The sequence below is a fragment of the Chryseobacterium viscerum genome (genome assembly GCF_002899945.2).
Taxonomy (GTDB): domain Bacteria; phylum Bacteroidota; class Bacteroidia; order Flavobacteriales; family Weeksellaceae; genus Chryseobacterium; species Chryseobacterium viscerum.
Genome location: NZ_PPEG02000001.1, coordinates 763,631 through 784,821 on the forward strand (window position 1 = coordinate 763,631; position 21,191 = coordinate 784,821).

The following is a 21,191-nucleotide window of genomic DNA, read 5'->3' on the forward strand; positions in this document are numbered from 1 at the left end:
ATGACTCTTCCCGATGAATGATTTATATATTATGTTAAGTCTTCTTTAAAAAATTGTAATTATTGAAAAAATGGATGACTGTAAATGCTTGTAAATTAATGAATTTCTAATATCTCAAAATGAGATATTTATATTTTGTTGACTTTAAGATAATATTATGTTAAAATAGAATTGTGGTAGATGCTTTTACTTTGTATGCCGAAATAAAAACTAACCGTTGCCTGAAAAGAAAACCACTGTTGCGGGAACAACAGCGGATTTTTAATAAGCAATGTAACGTCTTGCAATTACTTTACTTATTGATATGTACCACAAAATTAATTTTTTTAAGCTTAAAAAGCTAATTCCGATTGCATTAATTTTTTTGGTGGCCAACCAAGCTGATGCTAAAGGATTTACCTCCAACTATCCTGTATTTTCACAGGTAAATGAAACGATTTCCGGAAATGTAACGGATCAGACAGGCTCTGTAATAGAAGGAGCGAAAGTTACCGTTATAGAAACCGGAGAAACCGCTACTACCGATGCATCCGGAAACTTTACAATTTCCGCGAATATCGGGCAGACCCTATCCATTTCTTATGACGGATATGGGATTCAGACAATGAAGATTTCAAGTACTTCGATTGCTGTAAAATTACAGTCTAAAAAAGAGGCTACCTCCATTGAAGAGGTCACTTTGGTCGGGTATGGTTCTCAGAAAAAATCAGACTTAACGGGAGCGGTAAGCCAGTTGAAGGCTGAGAACTTCAAAGAAGGAATGAATATTTCTGTTGACAACCTGATGCAGGGGAAAATCGCGGGAGTCCGTATCGTTCAGTCGAGTGGAGAACCGGGAGCGGGAGTGAATGTTTCGATCAGAGGTATTGGCTCCATCAGAAGTGGAAGTACCCCATTATTCGTTGTAGACGGTATTCCTTTGAATAATGATCCGGTGAGTGCACAAAGTCCGAATGTAGGACTGGGAAATACAACCGCAAAGAACCCATTAAACTTTTTGAATACAAGTGATATCGAATCCATCACGGTTTTGAAAGACGCTTCTGCGGCTGCGATCTATGGAGCAAGAGGTTCAAACGGGGTGGTTTTGGTAACGACAAAAAGAGGAAAGAAGGGAGAGCCTATGTTTACGTATGATACGTATTTAGGGTTTTCTTCAGTGATAAAAAAATTAGATCTAATGACTGCAGACGAGTACAGAGCGGCAGGTATTGATAAATCTTATGACCATGGCGGAAATACAGATTGGCAGGACGAAATCTACAGAAATGCAGTGTCGTCCAATCATTCGGTTTCCTTCTCAAAAGCGACAGATACAGGGAATTATTTTGCATCCCTTTCTCACATGGACCAGGATGGTATTGTGCTGAACAGCAGCTTTAAAAGAACAACTGCGCGATTGAATGCAGAGGAGTCTTTCTTTGATAACAAAAGACTAAAGGTGAAGCTCAACCTTACCGCAAGTGATATCAGAGAAACAGGAATTCCAAACGGTGGAAATGCCGGGTCTGACGGCCAGCTGATTATCCATGCTTTGATGGCGAATCCTACGCGTTCCGTATATGATCAAAACGGAAATTATACGAATTTCAATATGAACGCCCACTACAATCCATTATATTTATTGAGTGTTTACGAAGATAAAACGAATACTTTCAGAGTGTTGGGGAATACGGAAGCCACGTTGAGAATTTTACCGGGATTGAATTATAAATTTAATTTAGGGGTTGACAGAAGCTTATCAGAAAGAAATACAACCATGTTCCCGAACATTACAGACAGAAGCCCAAAAGGAATTTATTCTCAGGCCAACCTGGATTCTTATAATATTCTTTTGGAGCATTATTTAACGTATGATCTTAGCTTAAACAGACATAACTTCAGCATACTGGGAGGGTTCTCTTATCAGAAATTTAAAGCTACAGCTACTTATCTTGGAGTCAGAAACTTTGTGAATCAGGGAGTGGGGATCTCACCAGAAATTAACCCTGGATATTCCGGAGATGTGTTTATTCCACAGCCAGGAACCTCTCAAGAAAATGAATTACAGTCTTATTTCGGAAGAGTAAATTATAATTTTGATAAAAAATATTTCTTAACAGCGTCCTTAAGAGCGGATGGTTCTACACGTTTTGGGGATAACAATAAATATGGATATTTCCCATCAGTGGCTGTAGGCTGGACGATTTCAAATGAAAATTTCCTGAAGGGAGTTTCATTTATTAACGAATTGAAACTAAGAGGAAGCTGGGGAGAAACCGGAAACCAGGAGGTTCTCAATAAAATTACAAAAGCAAGTTATTTATTATCACAAAATGCGGGATATTATTTATACGATAACTTAAACCTGATCAATGGAGTTCAGGTGGTGAGAACGCCCAATCCTAATCTGAAATGGGAAATTGTAGCACAAACCAATATTGGGTTGGATTTCAGCTTATTTAGAAACAAATTATATGGTTCATTGGAATACTACAACAAAACAACTAAAAATCCAATATTATATATTCCTTCCACTCCGTTAAGCCCTACCGATTTCGTTTGGCTGAATGCTGATGGAAAAATTGTGAATAAAGGTTTTGAATTCTCTTTAGGTTCAGAAATTATTAAAAACGAAAACTTCACATGGAATTTTGATATCAATGGAGCTACAGTAAATAATGTGGTAAAAGATCTTCCGGTTTCAGGCATTAATTCGGGGGAGGTTTCAGGACCCGGACTTTCAGGAGTTACCGCAAATATCTACAGAAATGGGTATGAGGCAGGATCTTTCTATATGTATAATTACTTAGGAATTGATGCCAACGGAAAATATATTTATGAAGATCTGAATGGAGACGGAAAGATTGACCCGAATGACAGGAAGATCTTTGAAGGGGCTATTCCTAATTTCACTTTTGGGATCAACTCTTATATGAAATACAAGAAGTTTGATTTTGCATTCTCTTTGATTGGACAAACGGGAGGATATTTGGTGAATAATACAGCTTTGGATTTAAATATCAACAACTTAGCTTCAGACAGAAACGTTTTGAAGAAATATTATGATTCAGGAGCAAGCTTTGCCAATCAGCCGCAGCTTTCTTCTTTATATCTTGAGAAATCAGACTTTATTCGTTTAAGCAATGTAAGATTGGGATATACTTTTGACATGAATCAATTGAAATTTTTGAAAAGTATCAATCTGTATGTAAGTGCACAGAATCTATTTACCCTTACCAGCTACTCGGGGTACGATCCACTGGTTGACACGAATAAGCAAGTGCAGGGGAACCAGTCCCTGGGAATTGATTACACGACGTATCCGTCTGCAAAAACTTTCATTTTGGGAGCTACTATCAAATTTTAATTTAAGTTAAAAGAAATCATGAAATCTAAATTTTTAAATATTAATAAAGTCGTTTTGTGCATCGCAGTAATGTCTTTAATTGGATGTACAAATCTGGATGAAAAAGTAATTGATGAGGTAATGGGAACTGAAAACGCAGACCCTGAAGCTTCTCTTGCTGCTGCTTACGGACAGCTTGGTGACGGAACTTTTGTAGACCATGGAAGTGTGTTTGCTTTGCAGGAATATTCTACTGATGAAGCCATCTTACCCACAAGAGGAAGTGACTGGGGAGATGGAGGTAAATGGAGAGCCATGCATGAATTCACCTGGGATGCTAATAATGATGTTGTAAAAAACACATGGAATCAGCTGAACTCAGGGATTACGAAATCTCTGTTTGCTATAGGAAGTATCAACAAAAGTAATGGGAATAATAAGGCTTTATTTTTGGCAGAAGCAAAAGGACTGTTGGCTTTTTACACGTATACGACAATCGATTTATACGGGCAGGCTCCTTACAGAGATCCGGATAACTTAAATGCACCTATACAGATCCGAAAAGCAGATACTACAATTGACGGCTTAATCACTGAAGTAGAAGGTCTTATTCCAAACCTGGCTGATATTAAAACCCAGAATACCCACGCAGGAAGATTTACAAAGCAGGCTGCGTATGCACTACTGGCAGATATGTATCTAAACAGAGCTGTATTAAAGAACAAAACGGGAGGTAATTTCGACTTTAAGGAACAGGCTGTAAGTGGAGGAGGGAATGACATGGATAAGGTAATCAAGTATTCCGATATGCTGATTAATGGCGGGCTTTTTAGCTTAGAATCGAATTACTTCCACAATTTTGATATCAATAATGATACGAGTAAGGAAATGATCTTTACCATTGTTCAGAAGAAGAATTCAAACAGAAATGCAGATAATGACCTCGCGTATATGTCTATGGAAAGGATTCAGAAACCTTCACCGGATAACAGAGGAACCAATGCATCTTGTATCACTCCGGAATTCTATTATTCATGGAACGGAAATCATAATGATCCGCGTTTCCAGAGAACATATCAATATGAAGACGGAACCTGGTTCAGAAATGACGGAACCGATGTAAGTGTACCCTCAACAAGTAAAGTGGAAGGAACAGGGAAACCGTGGTTCCATTTCAACAGAGGATTACAGGTGGGTCAGCAATACGGACCGAAAATTCTTCCGAGCGGAAACTTTGATCTGACCCCGGACGGAAGAATCAAAGTATATAAATTATTCACAGAAAAGAATACTACGCTTGCTGCAGATTTTACTCCGGAACTGAGCTTTGACAATTCTTCAGAAGCTGTATTTACACAGGCGCAGATCAACAGAGGGGTAAGAAACTTCAAGTTTGAATTCGACCCTGGTTACGGAAACAACGGAACAAGTGGAATGGATGTCCCATTATACCGATTAGGAACCATCTATATGATGAGAGCGGAAGCTTTCTTCAGAAACGGAAATATATCAGCAGCTTTGGCAGATGTCAATAAGCTGAGAACAAGCAGAACCAATGATGCCTTAAAGGGTAATGCTCCGGGAGTTGCCATCGCTGCTTTGGATGCGAACATTCTTTTTAAAGAATCAGGGTATGAATTGTATTGGGAAATGTACAGAAGAAAGGCGATGATCAGATTCGAGAAATTTGATTTGCCGGGAACAGCGAAGCCTGCGACTCAGTCTTTCAGAAGAATTTTTCCTATTCCTCAGGCTACCATTGATGCCTCAAAAGATTTTAAACAAAACCCAGGATATTAGTCTTCTTCATATCAAACAATTATTTTTTGTGTAAACAAGAAGCGAAGAGAAAAATCTCTTCGCTTCTGTTATTTTATATCGATTTGTCTGTATTCGGCATCAATTCCCATAAAATGATAGTAAATGTCAATAGGAACGGACTTTAGTCCATTTTATAGATGTATAAATCAATCCGGCTTTAGCCGAAACTTAAAAAATAGTTGAATCTTATTCTGCGTTCAGCATTCCCAATTCTCCATAATATTTTTTAAACTTCTGGATTTTTGGTCCCACCACAGCGCTGCAGTAAGGCTGAGTAGGGTTGTCATTGTAATATCCCTGGTGATACTGTTCTGCAGACCAGAATTTGTCGAATGGTGTTAATTCCGTTACATAAGTTCCGCTCCATCTTCCTGATTCCTGAGAAAGTTTGATGGCCTCTTCAGCTTTTGCTTTTTCAGCATCATCTTTATAGTAAATAACAGAACGGTACTGAGTTCCGATGTCATTCCCCTGTCTGTTAAGTTGAGTAGGATCGTGAAGGAAGAAAAATACATCCATTAATTGTTCGTAAGAAATAATAGCAGGATCATAAGTGATCTGTACCACTTCGGCATGTCCTGTTTCGCCTGTGCAGACTTCCTGATAGGTTGGATTATCTTTATGCCCTCCCGAATATCCGGAGATTGCAGATTTTACTCCTTTCAGCAGGTTAAAGCAGCTTTCCACACACCAGAAGCATCCGCCACCAAAAGTTATTTGCTCTAAATTATTGTTGTCCATTCTAAGGTTGATTATTTTATTTATAAAATTCTTTTTTCATTCTGTATGATTGAGAAAAAGACAATCAAAAATAGGAAAAACTTTTTCATTTGAACATGATTTTAGCTCCTTAAACTCAAATTACAATGATAGATGCTGCAAATGATTTTAAACACGATTATGAACTAAACATTGAAGGCAAATGAGGGAGATGATAGTAAAGCATTTAGTATTAGCATTGTCATGCTGAGCATAAACTGAAGGTTCACGAAGCATCTCAATTAAGCTGAATTATATTCTTCTATTTTAATTTTAAACACAAATAACACGAATGTTTTCACAAATAAGCACAAGAATAATGCAATCTGATTATCTGTGTAATTCGTGGGCAAAAAAAAGCACCCTAAAAAGGATGCTCTATATTATTTACAATGTATTCAGTTATTTTTCCCAAACTAAAGCACTTGCTCCAAGAATGGCAGCATCTGCTTCGTCAAGTTCACTGAAAACCAGTTGTACTTTATTTCTGAAGATAGGAAGAAGGTTTCTTTCCATATGAAGTTTAGCCGGCTTTAAAATAAAATCTCCTGCTTTGATTACGCCACCGAATAAAAGAATGGCTTGTGGGGAAGAGAACATCACAAAATTAGCTATTGCTTCTCCCAGTTTCTGACCTGTGTATCTGAAAACTTCAATCGCAATTGGATCTTCTTTCATAGCACATTCATATACTGTTTTAGAATTGATTTCGTCTTCAGGATATTGGTTCAGCATAGATTCCGGGAATTCGGCTCTCATTTTCTTGGCTGTAATGGTAATTCCGGTTGCAGAGGCATAGGCTTCCAGACTTCCTTCAGATCCTGTGCTCCAGTGTTTTCTACCGCCTGGCTTTACAATCGTATGTCCCAGTTCTCCGGCAAACCCGTCATGTCCATAGATCAAGCTTCCGTTCGCAATAATTCCGCTGCCTACTCCTGTTCCCAGGGTAATCATGATAAAATCTTTCATCCCTCGTGCTGCTCCGAAAAGCATTTCTCCCAACGCTGCAGCATTTGCATCATTAGTCACGGTACAAGGCAGATTGAATTTTGCTGTCATCAGCTCAGCAAATGGAATCACTCCTTTCCAGGGTAGGTTGGGAGCCAGTTCTATCGTTCCTTTATAGTAGTTCGCATTGGGAGCTCCTACTCCGATTCCGTCAAAGTGTGCTTCAGTACCATACTTTTCCATCATTGGACGAACACTTTCGTATAAAGCATCGATGAAATCTTCTACTTTATCATAAGCATCAGTTCTGAGATTTCCTTTATCCAGAACTTCTCCACGGTGGTTTACGATTCCGAATTTGGTATTGGTTCCGCCGATGTCAACTCCAAGGGCAACTTGTTTTGATAAATCTATTAATGACATTTCTATTATTAAATTCTAGGGGCTAAAATTATAAAAAAGATTGTATTAATGGATTATTAACTCTATTTTATTTAATATGTTAAACTGTTTTTAGCGGTTTTTTCTTTTTTCTTCCCCACCAGATCATAAATCCGGTAACCGGAAGAGAGGCACAGATAAGACTTACAATAAAAGCAATGATCTTGGTTGGAAGCCCCAGAATGGCTCCAACGTGAATGTCATAATTGGCACTCACTGTTTTCTCGCCAAAGTTTTTATCCTTTGGATCATGAGTGTGAAGCAGTTCTCCTGAGTTTTCATCAAAGATTAAGCTGCTGCTTTTGTGGTAAGAATAAGAAAGATGTTTCACGTATACCTCAAAGTTGGGATGTTCGTGGTCATCCATATGTGGGTGCCCTAAATCTATAGCAAAACCATAGGAATCAGGATATTTTGTTTGTACCGTATTGATGATTTTATCGAGTGTTCCTTCCGTTCTCAGCTCAATAGGAGCTTTTGTTTTAATATGGGAGAAGTCAGGATACTTTGTCTCTCCACCGGAGAATATCACATAGATCATGGCCTGAACAACAAAGAATGCATAGAATAGCCCTGTAATAGAGAAAATCAAAGCAAATATAGAGGCATAAAATCCTAGTACATTGTGAAGGTCATAGTTCTTTCGTTTCCAGCTTTTAATGTTTTTCCATTTAAAGGCGAAACGTTGTTTTCTTGCTGCTTTGTTCTTGGGCCACCATAGAATGATCCCGGAGATCAGCATAATGATAAAGATGATAACCGGAATTCCCACTACGTAGGTTCCCCAGTCCTGCTTCAACAGGTAGCTCCAGTGGATCATTTTTACAATGTTGAAGAATCCGTTTTTCTCATCATATACCCTTAGTACTTTCCCGGTGTAGGGGTTTACATAGGCTTGTTTATAGATAGGAAATTCATCAAAATAATTCCAGGCATCCGTATTGTGCTCGTACCAAAAGAACATGTAAGACATTTTCTTGTCGATAGGAACGTTTACCCAATGGATGGGATATTTTTCTTTCACCTGCTCTGCAACAGCTTTTTCCATTACCCTGATGGGAAGCACCTGTTTCTGCTCTATATTCTGTTCCTGATGGTAAATAACATCTTTTCGGGTAATATTTTCCACCTCGTCCTTAAAGACATACAATGCTCCGGTAATAGAGATAATAAAGATCAGAAACCCTATTCCCAATCCGAACCATAAGTGCAGTTTAGCAGACCATTTTTTAAAGAATCCCGGCTTTTTTTTATGATGATTTTTCTTCATATAGCAGTAAAAAGTAAAGCAAAGATATGCTTTACTTTTTATTTAGTTTAATTAAAATTTGTATTCAATCATGAACGTTCCTCTCAATCCAAGAGCGTTGGTGAAGTCACTGTCTCTTGCTGTCCACCATGAAATAGCAGGCTGATATACTTTGTTGAAAAGGTTTTCAATACCTAATGACAGTCTCCAGTTGTTGTTGACTTCATAGCTTGATTTGAAATTAAATACAGTATATTCAGGAACATATCCTTCACCGTAGCCATACTGTCCCGTTTTAGCATTAGGCTCGAATCTGTTCTGTTGGAAAGAGTGAAGCATGTCTAAGCCAACTGATAAGGCCGGGATAGGTTTTGCCTGCACATAAGCAAGAACTTTAGGAGCAGAAATTCTGCTGTTGTTGATTTTTGCAGAATAATCACCATCATCCTTTACGGAAGTGATCCCTTCCATCCAGCTGTAGCTTCCTCCAAACTGAATCCATTTTGTTGGGGTAAAGTGTAAGAAACCTTCCACTCCGTATACAATTTCGGGAGATCTTTGAATCATTAATGCTCTGTCCGGGCTTTGCACGAATGATGCTCCCAGTTTAGAAGTACTTACATAAGAAGTCAATTCATAATTCAGCCAGTTGGAAAGCTGCCCTGTTGCTCCCAATTCGTAATTGTTAACGATAATAGGTTTTGTTTCCAGGTTTTTAATCGTCTCAGAAGTTGAGGTTCTTAAAATTCTTCCTAATTCATTGATAGAGTAGGCTTGTGAGAAGCTTCCAAAAATATTGATATAAGGCTCAATATTATAACGGATACCAATATTTCCTACTAAGGCATTATAATTTAACTTTCCACCTGCAACCGGAATACTTTTGGTGAAAGTTCCGTCACTTTTAAGGGTAGAAAGGGTATTGAAGTCATCTACATTAACTTTGATATTTTCGTAGCGAAACCCTCCTTTGATGGTTAATTTTTTGAACAGATCAATTTTTGCCAATACAAAAGGAGCAATGTTGGTCATATTCATATTAGGAGTCCAGAAACGTCCGTCTTCCAGTTTTTGTACGGTTTCATCATTCAGAATATCAGCTCCGTAGATGATTTCTCCCTGAGAATTGGCTGAGTTCCAAAGCTGGGTATCGAAATTCAATCTTGCCCCTGCTTTTTTTGAAATAACATTAGACTGTCCGCCATTGAAAAAGGTATCGCTGTATCCGTAAACGGTTTTAAAATCTTGATAATAAAGATTAATATTTAAAGAAGTCCCAGCAAACAGGTTCTTATTATCATAGCTCACTCTGATGTTGTGGTTTTTCGGAGTTCCCTGAGGTGTAGTTTCCTGACCTTTTCCTATTCCTTCTCCAATAGTGGGCGTGATGCCGTATTTTCCTGTTTTTAATCCTACATTAAGGTCTGATCTTGAAGAATAACCGATATAAGAAGCCTCGATTCTTTGATTTTCGTTGATATCATAACCTATTTTCAGCAATCCGTTGTAATTGTCCATCTTGGCAATGCTGTAGGTAGGGCTTATCAAAACTCCATCTCCATCTTTTGTATATCCTGTTCTTTCGTAGGCTAATGAAAGGGTATAATCAAATTTTTTGATCTTTCCTGTTAAAAGCTGGCTTGCTCTTACACCTAAAGTACCGCCATAAGGCTGTCCTGTCAATCCGATCTGAGAAACCCCAGAGATCTTTTTATCTGTTTTGCTTCTTTTTGTAATATAATTGATGATCCCTCCGTCTGCTCCGTTTCCATAGATAGAAGAAGCTCCTTTGATCACTTCGATTCTTTCGATGGCTGAAGGGTCAATAGTTCTTAAATCTCTTGCCCCGTTACGAAGTGGAGTAGACTGTGGAATCCCGTCAATCAATACCAAAACCTGGCGCCCTCTTAACGTCTGCCCGGAGTTGGAAGTCTGTCCGGAGTTGGTTCCTAAACTGGGAACGGTATATTGAAGGATGCTCGTAATATCTGAGTTAACAGTCAGCTGAGACTGAATCTGCTTTTCTCCGACAATGGTAATAGAGCTTGGTACCTCTTTTATATTTTCTCTTTTTCTTGAGGCAGTCATCACAACCTCGTCCACATTCTTGGTCTGTAAAGTATCTTTAACCTGAGCAAAAACGGTAGTAGTTCCTAAGCAGGCAGCTGACAAAAGTGCTTTTTTCATTATATTTTTTTTCCTTTTTTCTTTCTTTTCCCCCACCAGACCAGAAATCCGGTTACGGGGAGTGATGTACAGATGAGACCCGCGATAAACCAGATGATTTTTCCAATGATTCCGAAATAAGATCCGGTATGGATATCATAATTGGCGTTAGAATATTTCTCGGCGGTATTGAGTTTGTGATGAGGTTTGTTGGCTAGTAGTTTTCCTGAATATTTGTCAAATGTCAGGATATTTCTTTCACTGTATCTTCCGTCAAGCCCGTATACGGTTACCGGAAGGCTTTTCAGTTCTTTTCCTTTTTTATTTTTCCCGTTTAGATTAATTCTGAAGCTGGATGATTTTGAATACAATTTTTCAGTCTGTGCCGCAGCCAGATCAAAAACAGCTTCATTCTTCGCCATCAGAGAGTCCGGAGATTTTCTTTCTTTTTCCTTTGGAAGTTCCCAGGAGCCTGATAATGCAAATGTGAACGTATTTTTTACGTAGGGATAGGCAAAATAAAGCCCTGTAATACATAATAATAAAGCGATAAACGATGCATAGAACCCCAGGATATTATGAAGGTCATAATTTTTACGTTTCCAGTTTTTTACATTTTCCCAATTGAACCAGAAACGTCCTTTTCTGGCATTTTTATTTTTAGGCCACCATAAAATGATTCCGGTGATCAGCATGATGATAAAAAGAACGGTTGGGATTCCTACGGTGTAGGGTCCCCATTCTGAATTTAGCAAAAGTCCCCAGTGGAGATATTTCAGAATACTGAAGACATCATATTTTTCATTGTAAACAGCAAGGATTTGCCCGGTATACTGATTCACATAAACCAGCTTGTTAATACGTACCTGCTGAAAATAATTCCATCCTTTTTTGCTTTTTTCATAGTATTCAAACTGATAGGATTTGGTTTTATCCAAAGGGATTTCTACAGCACTGACAGGATACTTTTCATTAAGCTCCAGCGATACTTTTTCACGAAGCAGAGTAATAGGCAATGGCTTTTTCCCGATATCCTCTTTTTTGAGTTCAATGGCTTCTTTGCGTAAGGTATTGTGTATTTCGTCCTTAAAAACATATAAAGTCCCTGAAAGAGAGACTATGAATACAATGATACCAACAGATAAACCAAACCACAAATGCAGCTTGGCAGACCAGTTCTTTACCGGAGAAACTTTCTTTTTATGATGCTTTTTTCTCATAGCAAAAAGTTAACCCCGTGAGGGGCTAACCTTTGATTTTTTTAAAATTTATACCCTATTGATAATCTCCAGTTACGCGGAGCATTGTAGATCCAAGCATATTCGCCGGCATCTCCTCTGTATCCACTGTAAAGCTTTTTGTTAAGGACATTATTCAATATTAGGTTAACATCGAATTTTTTGGCAACATAGGAAACCCCGAAGTTGGTATCAAAATAATCCGGAAGGCTTTGATCTTTTGTCGCACCTACCCCAAACCAGGATTGTCTTCCTCCCTGATACTGATAACCAGCTGAAATTCCGAATCCTTTCATAAGACCATTCTCAAACCTGTAGCTTACCCAGGTATTTTGTACATTTTTCGCATTTCCCGGAGACTGGATTCCAATTCTTGTAGGATCCGTGTCTTTGATGGTTTTTGCATCTGTATAAGCATAGTTGATAACAATGTTCAACCCTTTGATGATTTCTCCTTTGATATCGGTTTCAAATCCTCTTGCTCTTTGTTCACCTGTAGCAACTTGGAAAGGATTTCCTCCATTTTGTTCTTTAGCTCCGGCAACAAGAATATTTTGTCTTCTGATTTCGTAAACGGCAAAAGTAGAGTTCCATTTTCCTCCGAACCAGTCTTTCTTCAATCCGAATTCAATATTCTGCCCTCTGAAAGGATCTGTGATCTGAGTATTATTAATTCCTACTGCAGATTGCGGAACAAAAGTTTTATCATAGATTCCATACGCAGAGAAATCGCTTAGGATAGAATAGCTAAATCCTACTCTCGGTGTGAATTCTCCTGCTTGGTTTCTTGGAACAACATTTCCTGGTGAAAAATATGGATATCCGGCATAAGTGGTACCACTTGTGTATCTTCCTGCTAATGTTATTCTTAGCTTGTTGTTGAACATTTCAATCTGATCCTGAGCATAATAGGATGTATATTTTACGCCTTCATCATCATAAAACGGAGCAGATGAGTTTAAGGTGTAAAAGTCAGAAGAAGGAAGCTTGGAAGGATCTACACCATACTGAACATTATAAATATCAATTGGGAATGGTCCTCCTGCAAAAGATGAAAAGTCTGCATTGTACTTTCTATCTCCGTAATCAAATCCTGCAATTATTTTATGAACAATATTTCCGGTATTAAGCTTTCCTCTTACATAGGTCTGGAAAATATGATTTTTTCCTTTAGCCTGCCAGTTGCTTACTGTTCTGTTTAAAACATTTTTATTGTTAGGATCAAAAGTTCCCCACCATGAACCACCGTCATAATTCAGATCCATATAAGCATACTGTGTACTCCAAACCCAATCTTTGAATAATTTCTGATCTAAACTTAAAAATAAGCTCTGATCTTTTACTTCAGTTTTCTTGAAATTAGGATCATTAAAGTTGGTATGCACATTCAGTGAAGCATATCCGTCGTTAGACATCAGATAAGCTCCCGGCTGATTGAATTTTAAATACTGATAGTTGTACTGTGCAGTAAACGTAGTCGTTTTTGTTGGTCTGAAAGTAATAGATGGAGCAACAATAATTTTGCTTGTTTTATCATTTTCAACCCATGAATTGTTAGAACTTCCCATTAAGTTGATACGGTAATCTAAAACTCCGTCTTTCACAAGAACTCCATCCAGATCTGCCTCACCTCTGAAAAGGTTATAGCTTCCGGTAGTGAAACGTACGCTATTGGCAAATTTCCCGGTTGGTTTTTTGGTTACCACATTATAAAACCCGGCAGGGTCGCCCATAGAACCCATAAATCCGGCAGGTCCTTTTACGAACTCTATTCTGTCAATAATAGATGCATCAGGGTTAATAGGTCCCCATGTAGAAGAAACGTTCATCCCGTTCATGAACGTGGAAATACTTGCTCCTCTCATGAAAACATTGGAATATACATTATCCCAGTGTTCTACTTTTCTTGCACCACTCACATTACGAACAATGCCCTCAGACATATTCAATGTAAGCTGATCGGCAAGAACTTGTGAGCTTATAGATTGTACGTTCTGTGGAAGCTCAAGAATCGGAGTCTGGATTCTCAATGAACCAGAAACCTCGTTGAGTTTGTATTTCTGATAATATCTTCCGTTAACAACTACTTCTTCAATATCGTTGGATTTGATGGTGTCTTTTTTTTCCTGGGCAAAACTTAGCATGGATGCTAATAATGCCGCTCCTATTGTTATTCTTTTCATTGTTTATAAGGGGGAATAAATTATTCTAACAGTTTAAAATTTATAAGTGAAGCTTCCTAATACATTCGCTAATGCCTGAGCATTGGCTGTAGTATATCCGCTCCAGTAATGTTCGTTGGTAAAGTTGTCTACCTTAACACCGATTCTGAATTTTTTTGTATCATAAAATGCGTTAGCATTCAATACCAGATATTTTGGAAGGATGAAAGTTCCCATTGAAGTTGAGTTAACAATTTTGTTATCACTCGCATAGTTTCCTCCAACCCCAAATCCAAGTCCTTTTAATTTCCCGTCAAGGAATTGGTAGCTTGCATTGAAGTTAACCAACCATGGAGATGATGCCGTAGCAGGTCTTCTTCCGATTACCGTTTCATCAGCTTCTGTATATTTCATATCGTTGTAGCTTACTCCAGCAATTACAGAGAATCCTTTGATCAGATAAGCATTTGCTTCCAATTCAACTCCCTGGCTTCTCAATAAACCTGCCTGGTTTTGTACAGCCTGTCCTGTTCCTGTCATTTCACCCGTATTAAGAAGGGTGTTTTTTACCTGGATATTATAGTAGCTTAAAGTGGTTGTAATTCTTCCTTTGATAAGATTTGTTTTGATACCCCCTTCAAACTGATTGGCTCTTTCGGGTGTTGAAAGTGCTACATTTCCTGTTTTATCTGAAGTATAATATCCATTGACTGAAAAACTATTCTGGTAATTTCCGAATACGGATAATTTTTCAGGAAGTATTTGATAAACAATACCAAATTTTGGTGACCAGGCTCCCTGGCTATATGAATCTGTAAGTTTCTGTCCGGTTTGCCCTCCTTTAAAATTTACACTTTCGTATCGTACGGAAGTAAGAATATTAAGACCGGTTATCGGAGTAATCACATTGGAAATATAACCACTGTAAGTATCTTTTTTACCAGCACTTATATAAGTGCTGTTTTTTTCAAAATCTGGTTGATTTCTCAAATTGTCATACATTGCTCCCAATGTCTGTCCATTCATATTAGAATAGTCTGTACCCGTGAAAGGAACCCAGTCAAAATTGGTGAACATAAAGTATTGATTATCGTTTAACCTCATATAGTCAAAACCGGCTACCGTTCTGTTTCTTACCCTTCCGATGTTGAAATCAAAGTTGAAATTCTGTTGAACCTGGAAGTAAGTTCTTTTACTGTCTTTAGTCGATTGGTCAGCTCTTACAACTCCCAATTCTGTATCAGTTGGAATTCCTGTTACCATTCCTTTCGGAGCAAAATAGAAATAAGGGTTGAATCCGTCTGAATAAGAATAAGAGGTACTTACATTGGTTGAGGATTTAATGTGCTCATTAATCTTATAGTTAACCTGTCCAAAGAAGTTTCTTGCTTTACCAACAGTTTTAAGACCTTCTCCTGTGTAAGATTGCTTATAGTTATAACCTAGTTTTTCCAGCTTGTCCATACTGTCTGCGCCAAGCTGCGCACTCGGAACATAGAAAAAGAATGCTGTTTCAGGAGTTGAATTGGTTTCAAACATTTCCAACTCAGCATTGATCTCTAAATTATCTGTAGGACGGTAAGTAATGGATGGGGTAAATGCATAGAATGAGTTCTTTGCATTTGTTCTCTGGAAAGTTCCCTGGTTAGTATACGCTGTATTTAATCTGAATAATAACTTTTTATCCTTCGTAAGAGGGGCATTTACATCTGCCTGAACTCTGTAATAATTATAACTTCCTCCTGCCAAAGAAACAGCACCTGCAAAAGTTTCGAAAGGTTTTTTAGTAACTCTGTTGATAACACCTCCGTAAGACGTCACGTTACTACCAAATAATGTAGCGGAAGGTCCTTTTAAAACTTCAATTCTCTCCACATTGATTGCATCCATAGAAGTTGTAATAGGAGCCACCATACCATTTCTAATAGAGTTTCCGGCTACAAAACCTCTTAAGTTAAGATAGATCCCTCCATCTCCGGCTCTGTTGGTAGCGCTCCACATTTTCTGTGCACCCGCCACATTCCTAAAAGCGTCATCTACGGTAAATAACAATTGATTTTCTAATACTCCTTTGTCAATAGAAGAATATACTTGTGGATCCTCTATTGCTTTCAAAGGCATCTTATTGGAGTATTCACTGTCTTTCTTGACATATGTATTGATAATGACTTCATCAATGCTTTTGGTGGTTAATGAATCTTTTTTTTGGGCAGAAACCAGCATTGTTCCCAGTGCGGAAGCACAGATCAGTACATTTTTCATGAAAGTCAAATTTTCTGCAAATATATTATTTTTAACTGTTCTAAATAAATAATAAAATTGATATTTATCATAAATTATAATATGTTAAATAAGAAAAACCCGCTCTGATCAATGTCAGAGCGGGTTTTATAAAATATTATTAAAATTTCCTTAAGCTGGAATTTCTCCTTTGTATAAGAATGAAATAATTTCTTTGTTCAATTTGTCAATCATTTCACTGAATAAGTGGAAAGATTCTTGTTTGTAAATCACAAGTGGATCTTTTTGCTCATAAACAGCTCCCTGAGAAGATCTTCTAAGATCATCCATCTCACGAAGGTGAAGCTTCCAGTTTTCATCGATGATTGATAAAGTGATATTCTTTTCGAAGTCGTTCACTAAACTTTCACATTTGGTATCGTAAGCTTCTTTAAGATCAGCTACAATAGTCATTGTTTTGTGTCCGTCTGTAAAAGGAACCTGAATCATTTTAAACATTGAACCTTGATTTTGGTAAACATTCTCAATAATAGGGAATGATTTTTCTTTCAATAAGTTCAGCTTCATGTTATAATCCTCCTGAGCAGCTTTGAATAAGATATCCGTTAATTCCGGAACTTGTTTATTACTGAAATCACTTTCAGAAACAGGAGAAGCCATTGTGAAATGTTTGATTATTTCAAACTCAAAATCTTTATAACTTCCGTTTGCTTTACCTTTTGCAACAATAGAGTTAGAAACATCGAAAATCATATTCGTGATATCGTATTTCAAGTGATCTCCAAATAAAGCATTCTTTCTTCTCTTATAGATTACGTCACGTTGCTTGTTCATAACGTCATCGTATTCAAGAAGTCTCTTTCTTGTTCCGAAGTTATTTTCTTCTACTTTTTTCTGCGCTCTTTCGATAGATTTACTGATCATAGAATGCTGAATAACTTCACCATCTTTATGACCCATTCTGTCCATCATTTTAGCAATTCTTTCAGAACCGAACAAACGCATTAAGTTATCTTCAAGAGATACATAGAACTGAGAACTTCCCGGATCTCCCTGACGTCCCGCTCTACCTCTTAACTGTCTGTCAACACGTCTTGAATCGTGTCTTTCAGTACCAATAATAGCTAAACCTCCGGCTTCTTTTACTTCTTTAGAAAGCTTGATATCCGTACCACGACCTGCCATGTTGGTTGCAATTGTTACCACTCCCGGCTGTCCTGCTCCTGCAACAATTTCTGCTTCCTTCTTGTGAAGTTTCGCGTTCAATACCTGGTGCGGGATTTTTCTTAATTGAAGTGCCTTTGATAATAATTGAGAGATTTCAACAGAAGTTGTACCTACCAAGACAGGTCTTCTTGCTGCTGTTAATTTTTCAATTTCTTCAATTACGGCATTATATTTTTCTCTGTTAGTTTTGAAAACTAAATCTTGTTTGTCATCTCTTAAAATAACACGATTGGTAGGAATTACCACTACGTCTAATTTATAGATCTCCCAAAGTTCTCCAGCTTCCGTTTCAGCAGTACCAGTCATCCCCGCAAGTTTGTTGTACATACGGAAATAGTTCTGAAGCGTAACCGTTGCAAAAGTTTGAGTAGCCGCCTCAATTTTTACATTCTCTTTCGCTTCGATCGCCTGGTGAAGACCGTCAGAATAACGACGCCCCTCCATGATACGACCTGTCTGCTCGTCAACGATTTTTACTTCACCATCAATGACTACATACTCATCATCTTTTTCAAATAATGTATACGCTTTCAATAGCTGGCTCATCGTGTGAACACGCTCAGATTTCTCAGCAAAATCAGAGAAAAGTCTTTCTTTAGCTTCAAACTCTTCTTCTTTGGAAAGGTTTTTAGCTTCTACTTCAGCAATCTCAGTTCCGATATCCGGAAGTACGAAGAAGTTAGAGTCAGAGTTTCCTTGAGACATGTATTCAACACCTTTGTCTGTAAGGTCTACCTGATTGTTTTTCTCCTCGATTACGAAGTAAAGATCTTTATCTACAATCGGCATATCACGGTTGTTGTCCTGCATATATTGCGATTCAACTTTCTGAAGCAATGCTCTGTTTCCGCTTTCCGATAAGAATTTGATTAATTGTCTGTTTTTTGGAAGACCTCTGTATGCCTGAAGCAATTTGAATCCTCCTTCTTTTGTATTTCCTGCAGCGATTAATTTTTTCGCTTCATTAAAAATAGCAGAAACTGTTTTCTTTTGTACTTCAACAATTCTGTCGATAGAAGGCTTCAGAACATCAAACTCCTGTCTGTCTCCCTGAGGAACAGGACCAGAAATGATTAACGGTGTTCTTGCATCATCTACCAATACAGAGTCTACTTCATCCACGATAGCAAAGTTCAATTCTCTTTGTACCAGTTCTGAAGGTGAAGTCACCATATTATCTCTCAGGTAATCGAAACCGAATTCGTTGTTGGTTCCATAAGTAATATCTGAGTTGTATGCTTTTCTTCTTCCGTCTGAGTTCGGCTGGTGGTTATCGATACAATCGATAGACATTCCGTGGAACTGATACAATGGACCCATCCATGCGGAGTCTCTTTTTGCAAGGTAGTCGTTCACGGTTACAACGTGTACTCCTCTTTCCGGAAGTGAATTTAAGTAAATAGGTAATGTTCCTACCAAAGTTTTACCTTCACCGGTTGCCATCTCGGCAATTTTTCCGCTGTGAAGAATAACCCCTCCGATAAACTGAACATCATAATGGACCATATCCCAAACTACAGGAGTTCCGGCAGCGTCCCATGAGTTTTTCCAAACAGCTGTGTCTCCTTCGATCTGAACGAAATCTTTCCCTGCAGCAGCCAGTTCTCTGTCCCAGTCATTAGCAGTTACACGGATTTCTCCATTCTGAGCCCATCTTCTTGCCGTTTCTTTTATCAATGCAAAAGCTTCGGGAAGAACCTGAATCAGAACTTTTTCTTCAACTTCGTATGATTCTTTCTTTAGAGACTCAATTTTTGAGAAAAGAGCTTCTTTTTCGTCAACGTTGGTTGAATTTTTTATCTGCTCTTTAATCTGTTCTATCTGAGCTGTGATCTTGCTGGTTGCAGATTTTATATTCTCTTTAAACTCAGCCGTTTTTTGTCTCAGTCCATCATCCGTCAATTGTTGGATGTTGGGTTCAACAGCCTTGATTTTTGTTACAACTTTTTTTACTTCTTTTAGGTCCTGCGCTTTTTTGTCTCCCAAAAACCCTTTAAGAACTTTGTTTAAAAAACTCATAAATTTTTTGCTTTATGCTTAATGCAAGATGCTTTAAGCGTTTTAAATGACACGCTTATCGTGTAAATTAATATATAAAAAGGGCAAAAAAGCTCTAAGCACGCAGCCTAAAGCTTATCGCTTTATTAATATTCGTCCTCGTTCCAAAGGAAATCCTCGTCAGTAGGGTAGTCACTCCATACCTCTTCGATAGATTCATAAATTTCACCTTCATCTTCGATTGCCTGAAGGTTTTCAACTACTTCCATAGGTGCACCAGTTCTGATCGCGTAGTCAATAAGCTCTGCTTTTGTCATTGGCCAAGGTGCGTCACTTAAATATGAAGCTAATTCTAATGTCCAGTACATAATTTTCTAATTTTTTGCAAAAGTATAAAAATAGGTTGTATAATAAACTTTTTTATACTTGATTTTCAATTCTTTTTATAATTTTTTTCTATAAATGGCTGTCACAAACTGAATGAAAGCTGTGTCAGCAATTTACTTAATGTCGTTTTCTCAAAAACCATTCCACAAATTTTTTTATGCCATTTTGGAAGTCTGTGGCCGGTGCATACCCTATTAAATCCTTTGCTTTTGTAATATCGGCATTAGTTTTTGTGACATCTCCGGGTTGCATTGGCAGAATTTTTTTCGTGGCAGTTTTTTGCAATGCCTTTTCTATGGTAGAAACCATCTCAGATAAAGTGACCACCTGGTTTTCTCCCAGGTTAAGGATTTCGTATACTCCGGAATGATGCTCTAAATAAGAAACGGACTTTATAATTCCGTCAATAATATCATCTATATACGTGTAGTCTCTGGCTGTAGTTCCGTCACCATAGAAAGGAATTTCCTGGTCCTCTGAAATAAGCTTCACAAACTTGTGTATAGCAAGATCTGGTCTTTGTCTGGGACCATATACCGTGAAGAACCTAAGCTGGATCATATCTATATGGTATAGATTGTGGTAAACATGTCCTATAATCTCTCCGCTTTTTTTGGTGGCAGCATAAGGAGAGATCGGGTTGTCTACATTATCCGTTTCTGCAAACGGAGTTTTTTCATTATTTCCATACACGCTTGAAGAGGAAGCGCAGATAAATTTTTTAATATTGAAATCTTTACACAGTTCCCAAAGATTCATAGTTCCGCGCACATTTACTTCTTCGTATTCCAAAGGTCGCTCAATAGACGGACGTACACCCGCAAGGGCAGCCAAATGAATCACCATGTCGATATGATGATTTTTAAAGATACTTTCAAGACCTTTTTTATCCCGGATATCCTGCCAATAGAGGGAATATTGGTCAGAATGAGAGAGGGAGATCAGATGTTGGATATCCTTCTCTTTGTCTGAGAATTCAAAATCCGAAATTTTGTCAATTGACTCTAAAGTATTTTTAATTTTTACCTGATAGTTATAGAAATCATCAAAATTGTCAATGTTTATGACATAATGTCCATTTCTTAATAATCGTTCAATTAAATGGGATCCGATGAACCCACTACCGCCTGTTACAAGATAAACCATTTGTATTTTTTATGAGTACAAAAATATAAATTTTACTTTTTGAAAAATATAATCATTAAATTTACTTAAAAAAGTAATAT

Annotated in this window: 11 protein-coding genes and 1 pseudogene; 2 read left to right on the top strand and 10 right to left on the bottom strand. The window is 37.7% G+C overall.

The genetic code is table 11. The features are described from left to right. Nucleotides 1–304 precede the first annotated feature (304 nt). Nucleotides 305–3,349 carry a SusC/RagA family TonB-linked outer membrane protein gene (locus tag C1634_RS03550; RefSeq protein ID WP_109737900.1) on the top strand — a complete coding sequence of 1,015 codons (3,045 nt, stop codon included), beginning with the start codon at nt 305–307 and terminating at the stop codon, nt 3,347–3,349. 18 nt (nt 3,350–3,367) lie between these two features. Next, nucleotides 3,368–5,128, top strand: a complete 1,761-nt coding sequence (locus tag C1634_RS03555; protein ID WP_109737901.1) for a RagB/SusD family nutrient uptake outer membrane protein — start codon at nt 3,368–3,370, stop codon at nt 5,126–5,128. 207 nt (nt 5,129–5,335) lie between these two features. Here C1634_RS03555 and msrA read toward each other — a convergent pair. From msrA to C1634_RS03605, 10 genes and pseudogenes are all read right to left on the bottom strand, one after another. Next, nucleotides 5,336–5,979: pseudogene (gene msrA, locus C1634_RS03560) on the bottom strand (peptide-methionine (S)-S-oxide reductase MsrA). Nucleotides 5,980–6,310: 331 nt separating this feature from the next. Further along, complete coding sequence (locus tag C1634_RS03565) at nt 6,311–7,279, bottom strand: ROK family protein (RefSeq protein WP_103231942.1); 969 nt, start codon at nt 7,277–7,279, stop codon at nt 6,311–6,313. Between the two features lie 79 nt (nt 7,280–7,358). After that, nucleotides 7,359–8,567 (bottom strand): PepSY-associated TM helix domain-containing protein, encoded by a 1,209-nt coding sequence (locus tag C1634_RS03570; protein WP_103231941.1) that lies wholly within the window; start codon nt 8,565–8,567, stop codon nt 7,359–7,361. A 51-nt stretch (nt 8,568–8,618) separates the two neighbouring features. Next, entirely contained in the window at nt 8,619–10,733 is a 2,115-nt protein-coding gene (locus C1634_RS03575) for a TonB-dependent receptor (RefSeq protein ID WP_103231946.1), read from the bottom strand. Beyond that, complete coding sequence (locus tag C1634_RS03580; RefSeq protein WP_103231940.1) at nt 10,733–11,932, bottom strand: PepSY-associated TM helix domain-containing protein; 1,200 nt, start codon at nt 11,930–11,932, stop codon at nt 10,733–10,735. Before C1634_RS03580 ends, C1634_RS03575 begins: the two co-directional genes overlap by 1 nt. A 41-nt stretch (nt 11,933–11,973) precedes the next feature. Then, nucleotides 11,974–14,133, bottom strand: coding sequence for a TonB-dependent siderophore receptor (locus C1634_RS03585; protein ID WP_109737902.1), 2,160 nt, complete (start codon nt 14,131–14,133; stop codon nt 11,974–11,976). Between the two features lie 33 nt (nt 14,134–14,166). Continuing rightward, nucleotides 14,167–16,374, bottom strand: a complete 2,208-nt coding sequence (locus tag C1634_RS03590; RefSeq protein WP_103231938.1) for a TonB-dependent siderophore receptor — start codon at nt 16,372–16,374, stop codon at nt 14,167–14,169. A gap of 150 nt (nt 16,375–16,524) precedes the next feature. Beyond that, nucleotides 16,525–19,599: a preprotein translocase subunit SecA gene (gene secA / locus C1634_RS03595; RefSeq protein ID WP_109737903.1), complete on the bottom strand. Its 3,075-nt coding sequence runs from the start codon at nt 19,597–19,599 to the stop codon at nt 16,525–16,527. A gap of 125 nt (nt 19,600–19,724) precedes the next feature. Continuing rightward, nucleotides 19,725–19,946, bottom strand: a complete 222-nt coding sequence (locus C1634_RS03600; protein WP_002662059.1) for a DUF2795 domain-containing protein — start codon at nt 19,944–19,946, stop codon at nt 19,725–19,727. Nucleotides 19,947–20,082: 136 nt separating this feature from the next. Beyond that, entirely contained in the window at nt 20,083–21,111 is a 1,029-nt protein-coding gene (locus C1634_RS03605; protein WP_103231936.1) for a GDP-mannose 4,6-dehydratase, read from the bottom strand. Nucleotides 21,112–21,191: the final 80 nt, after the last annotated feature.

Coding starts and splice junctions, on each gene's coding strand:
- C1634_RS03575 (WP_103231946.1), bottom strand. CDS start 10,733: ATGAAAAAAGCACTTTTGTCAGCTGCCTGCTTAGGAACTACTACCGTT.
- C1634_RS03580 (WP_103231940.1), bottom strand. CDS start 11,932: ATGAGAAAAAAGCATCATAAAAAGAAAGTTTCTCCGGTAAAGAACTGG.
- C1634_RS03585 (WP_109737902.1), bottom strand. CDS start 14,133: ATGAAAAGAATAACAATAGGAGCGGCATTATTAGCATCCATGCTAAGT.
- C1634_RS03605 (WP_103231936.1), bottom strand. CDS start 21,111: ATGGTTTATCTTGTAACAGGCGGTAGTGGGTTCATCGGATCCCATTTA.
- C1634_RS03590 (WP_103231938.1), bottom strand. CDS start 16,374: ATGAAAAATGTACTGATCTGTGCTTCCGCACTGGGAACAATGCTGGTT.
- C1634_RS03570 (WP_103231941.1), bottom strand. CDS start 8,567: ATGAAGAAAAATCATCATAAAAAAAAGCCGGGATTCTTTAAAAAATGG.
- C1634_RS03600 (WP_002662059.1), bottom strand. CDS start 19,946: ATGTACTGGACATTAGAATTAGCTTCATATTTAAGTGACGCACCTTGG.
- C1634_RS03550 (WP_109737900.1), top strand. CDS start 305: ATGTACCACAAAATTAATTTTTTTAAGCTTAAAAAGCTAATTCCGATT.
- C1634_RS03555 (WP_109737901.1), top strand. CDS start 3,368: ATGAAATCTAAATTTTTAAATATTAATAAAGTCGTTTTGTGCATCGCA.
- C1634_RS03565 (WP_103231942.1), bottom strand. CDS start 7,279: ATGTCATTAATAGATTTATCAAAACAAGTTGCCCTTGGAGTTGACATC.
- secA (WP_109737903.1), bottom strand. CDS start 19,599: ATGAGTTTTTTAAACAAAGTTCTTAAAGGGTTTTTGGGAGACAAAAAA.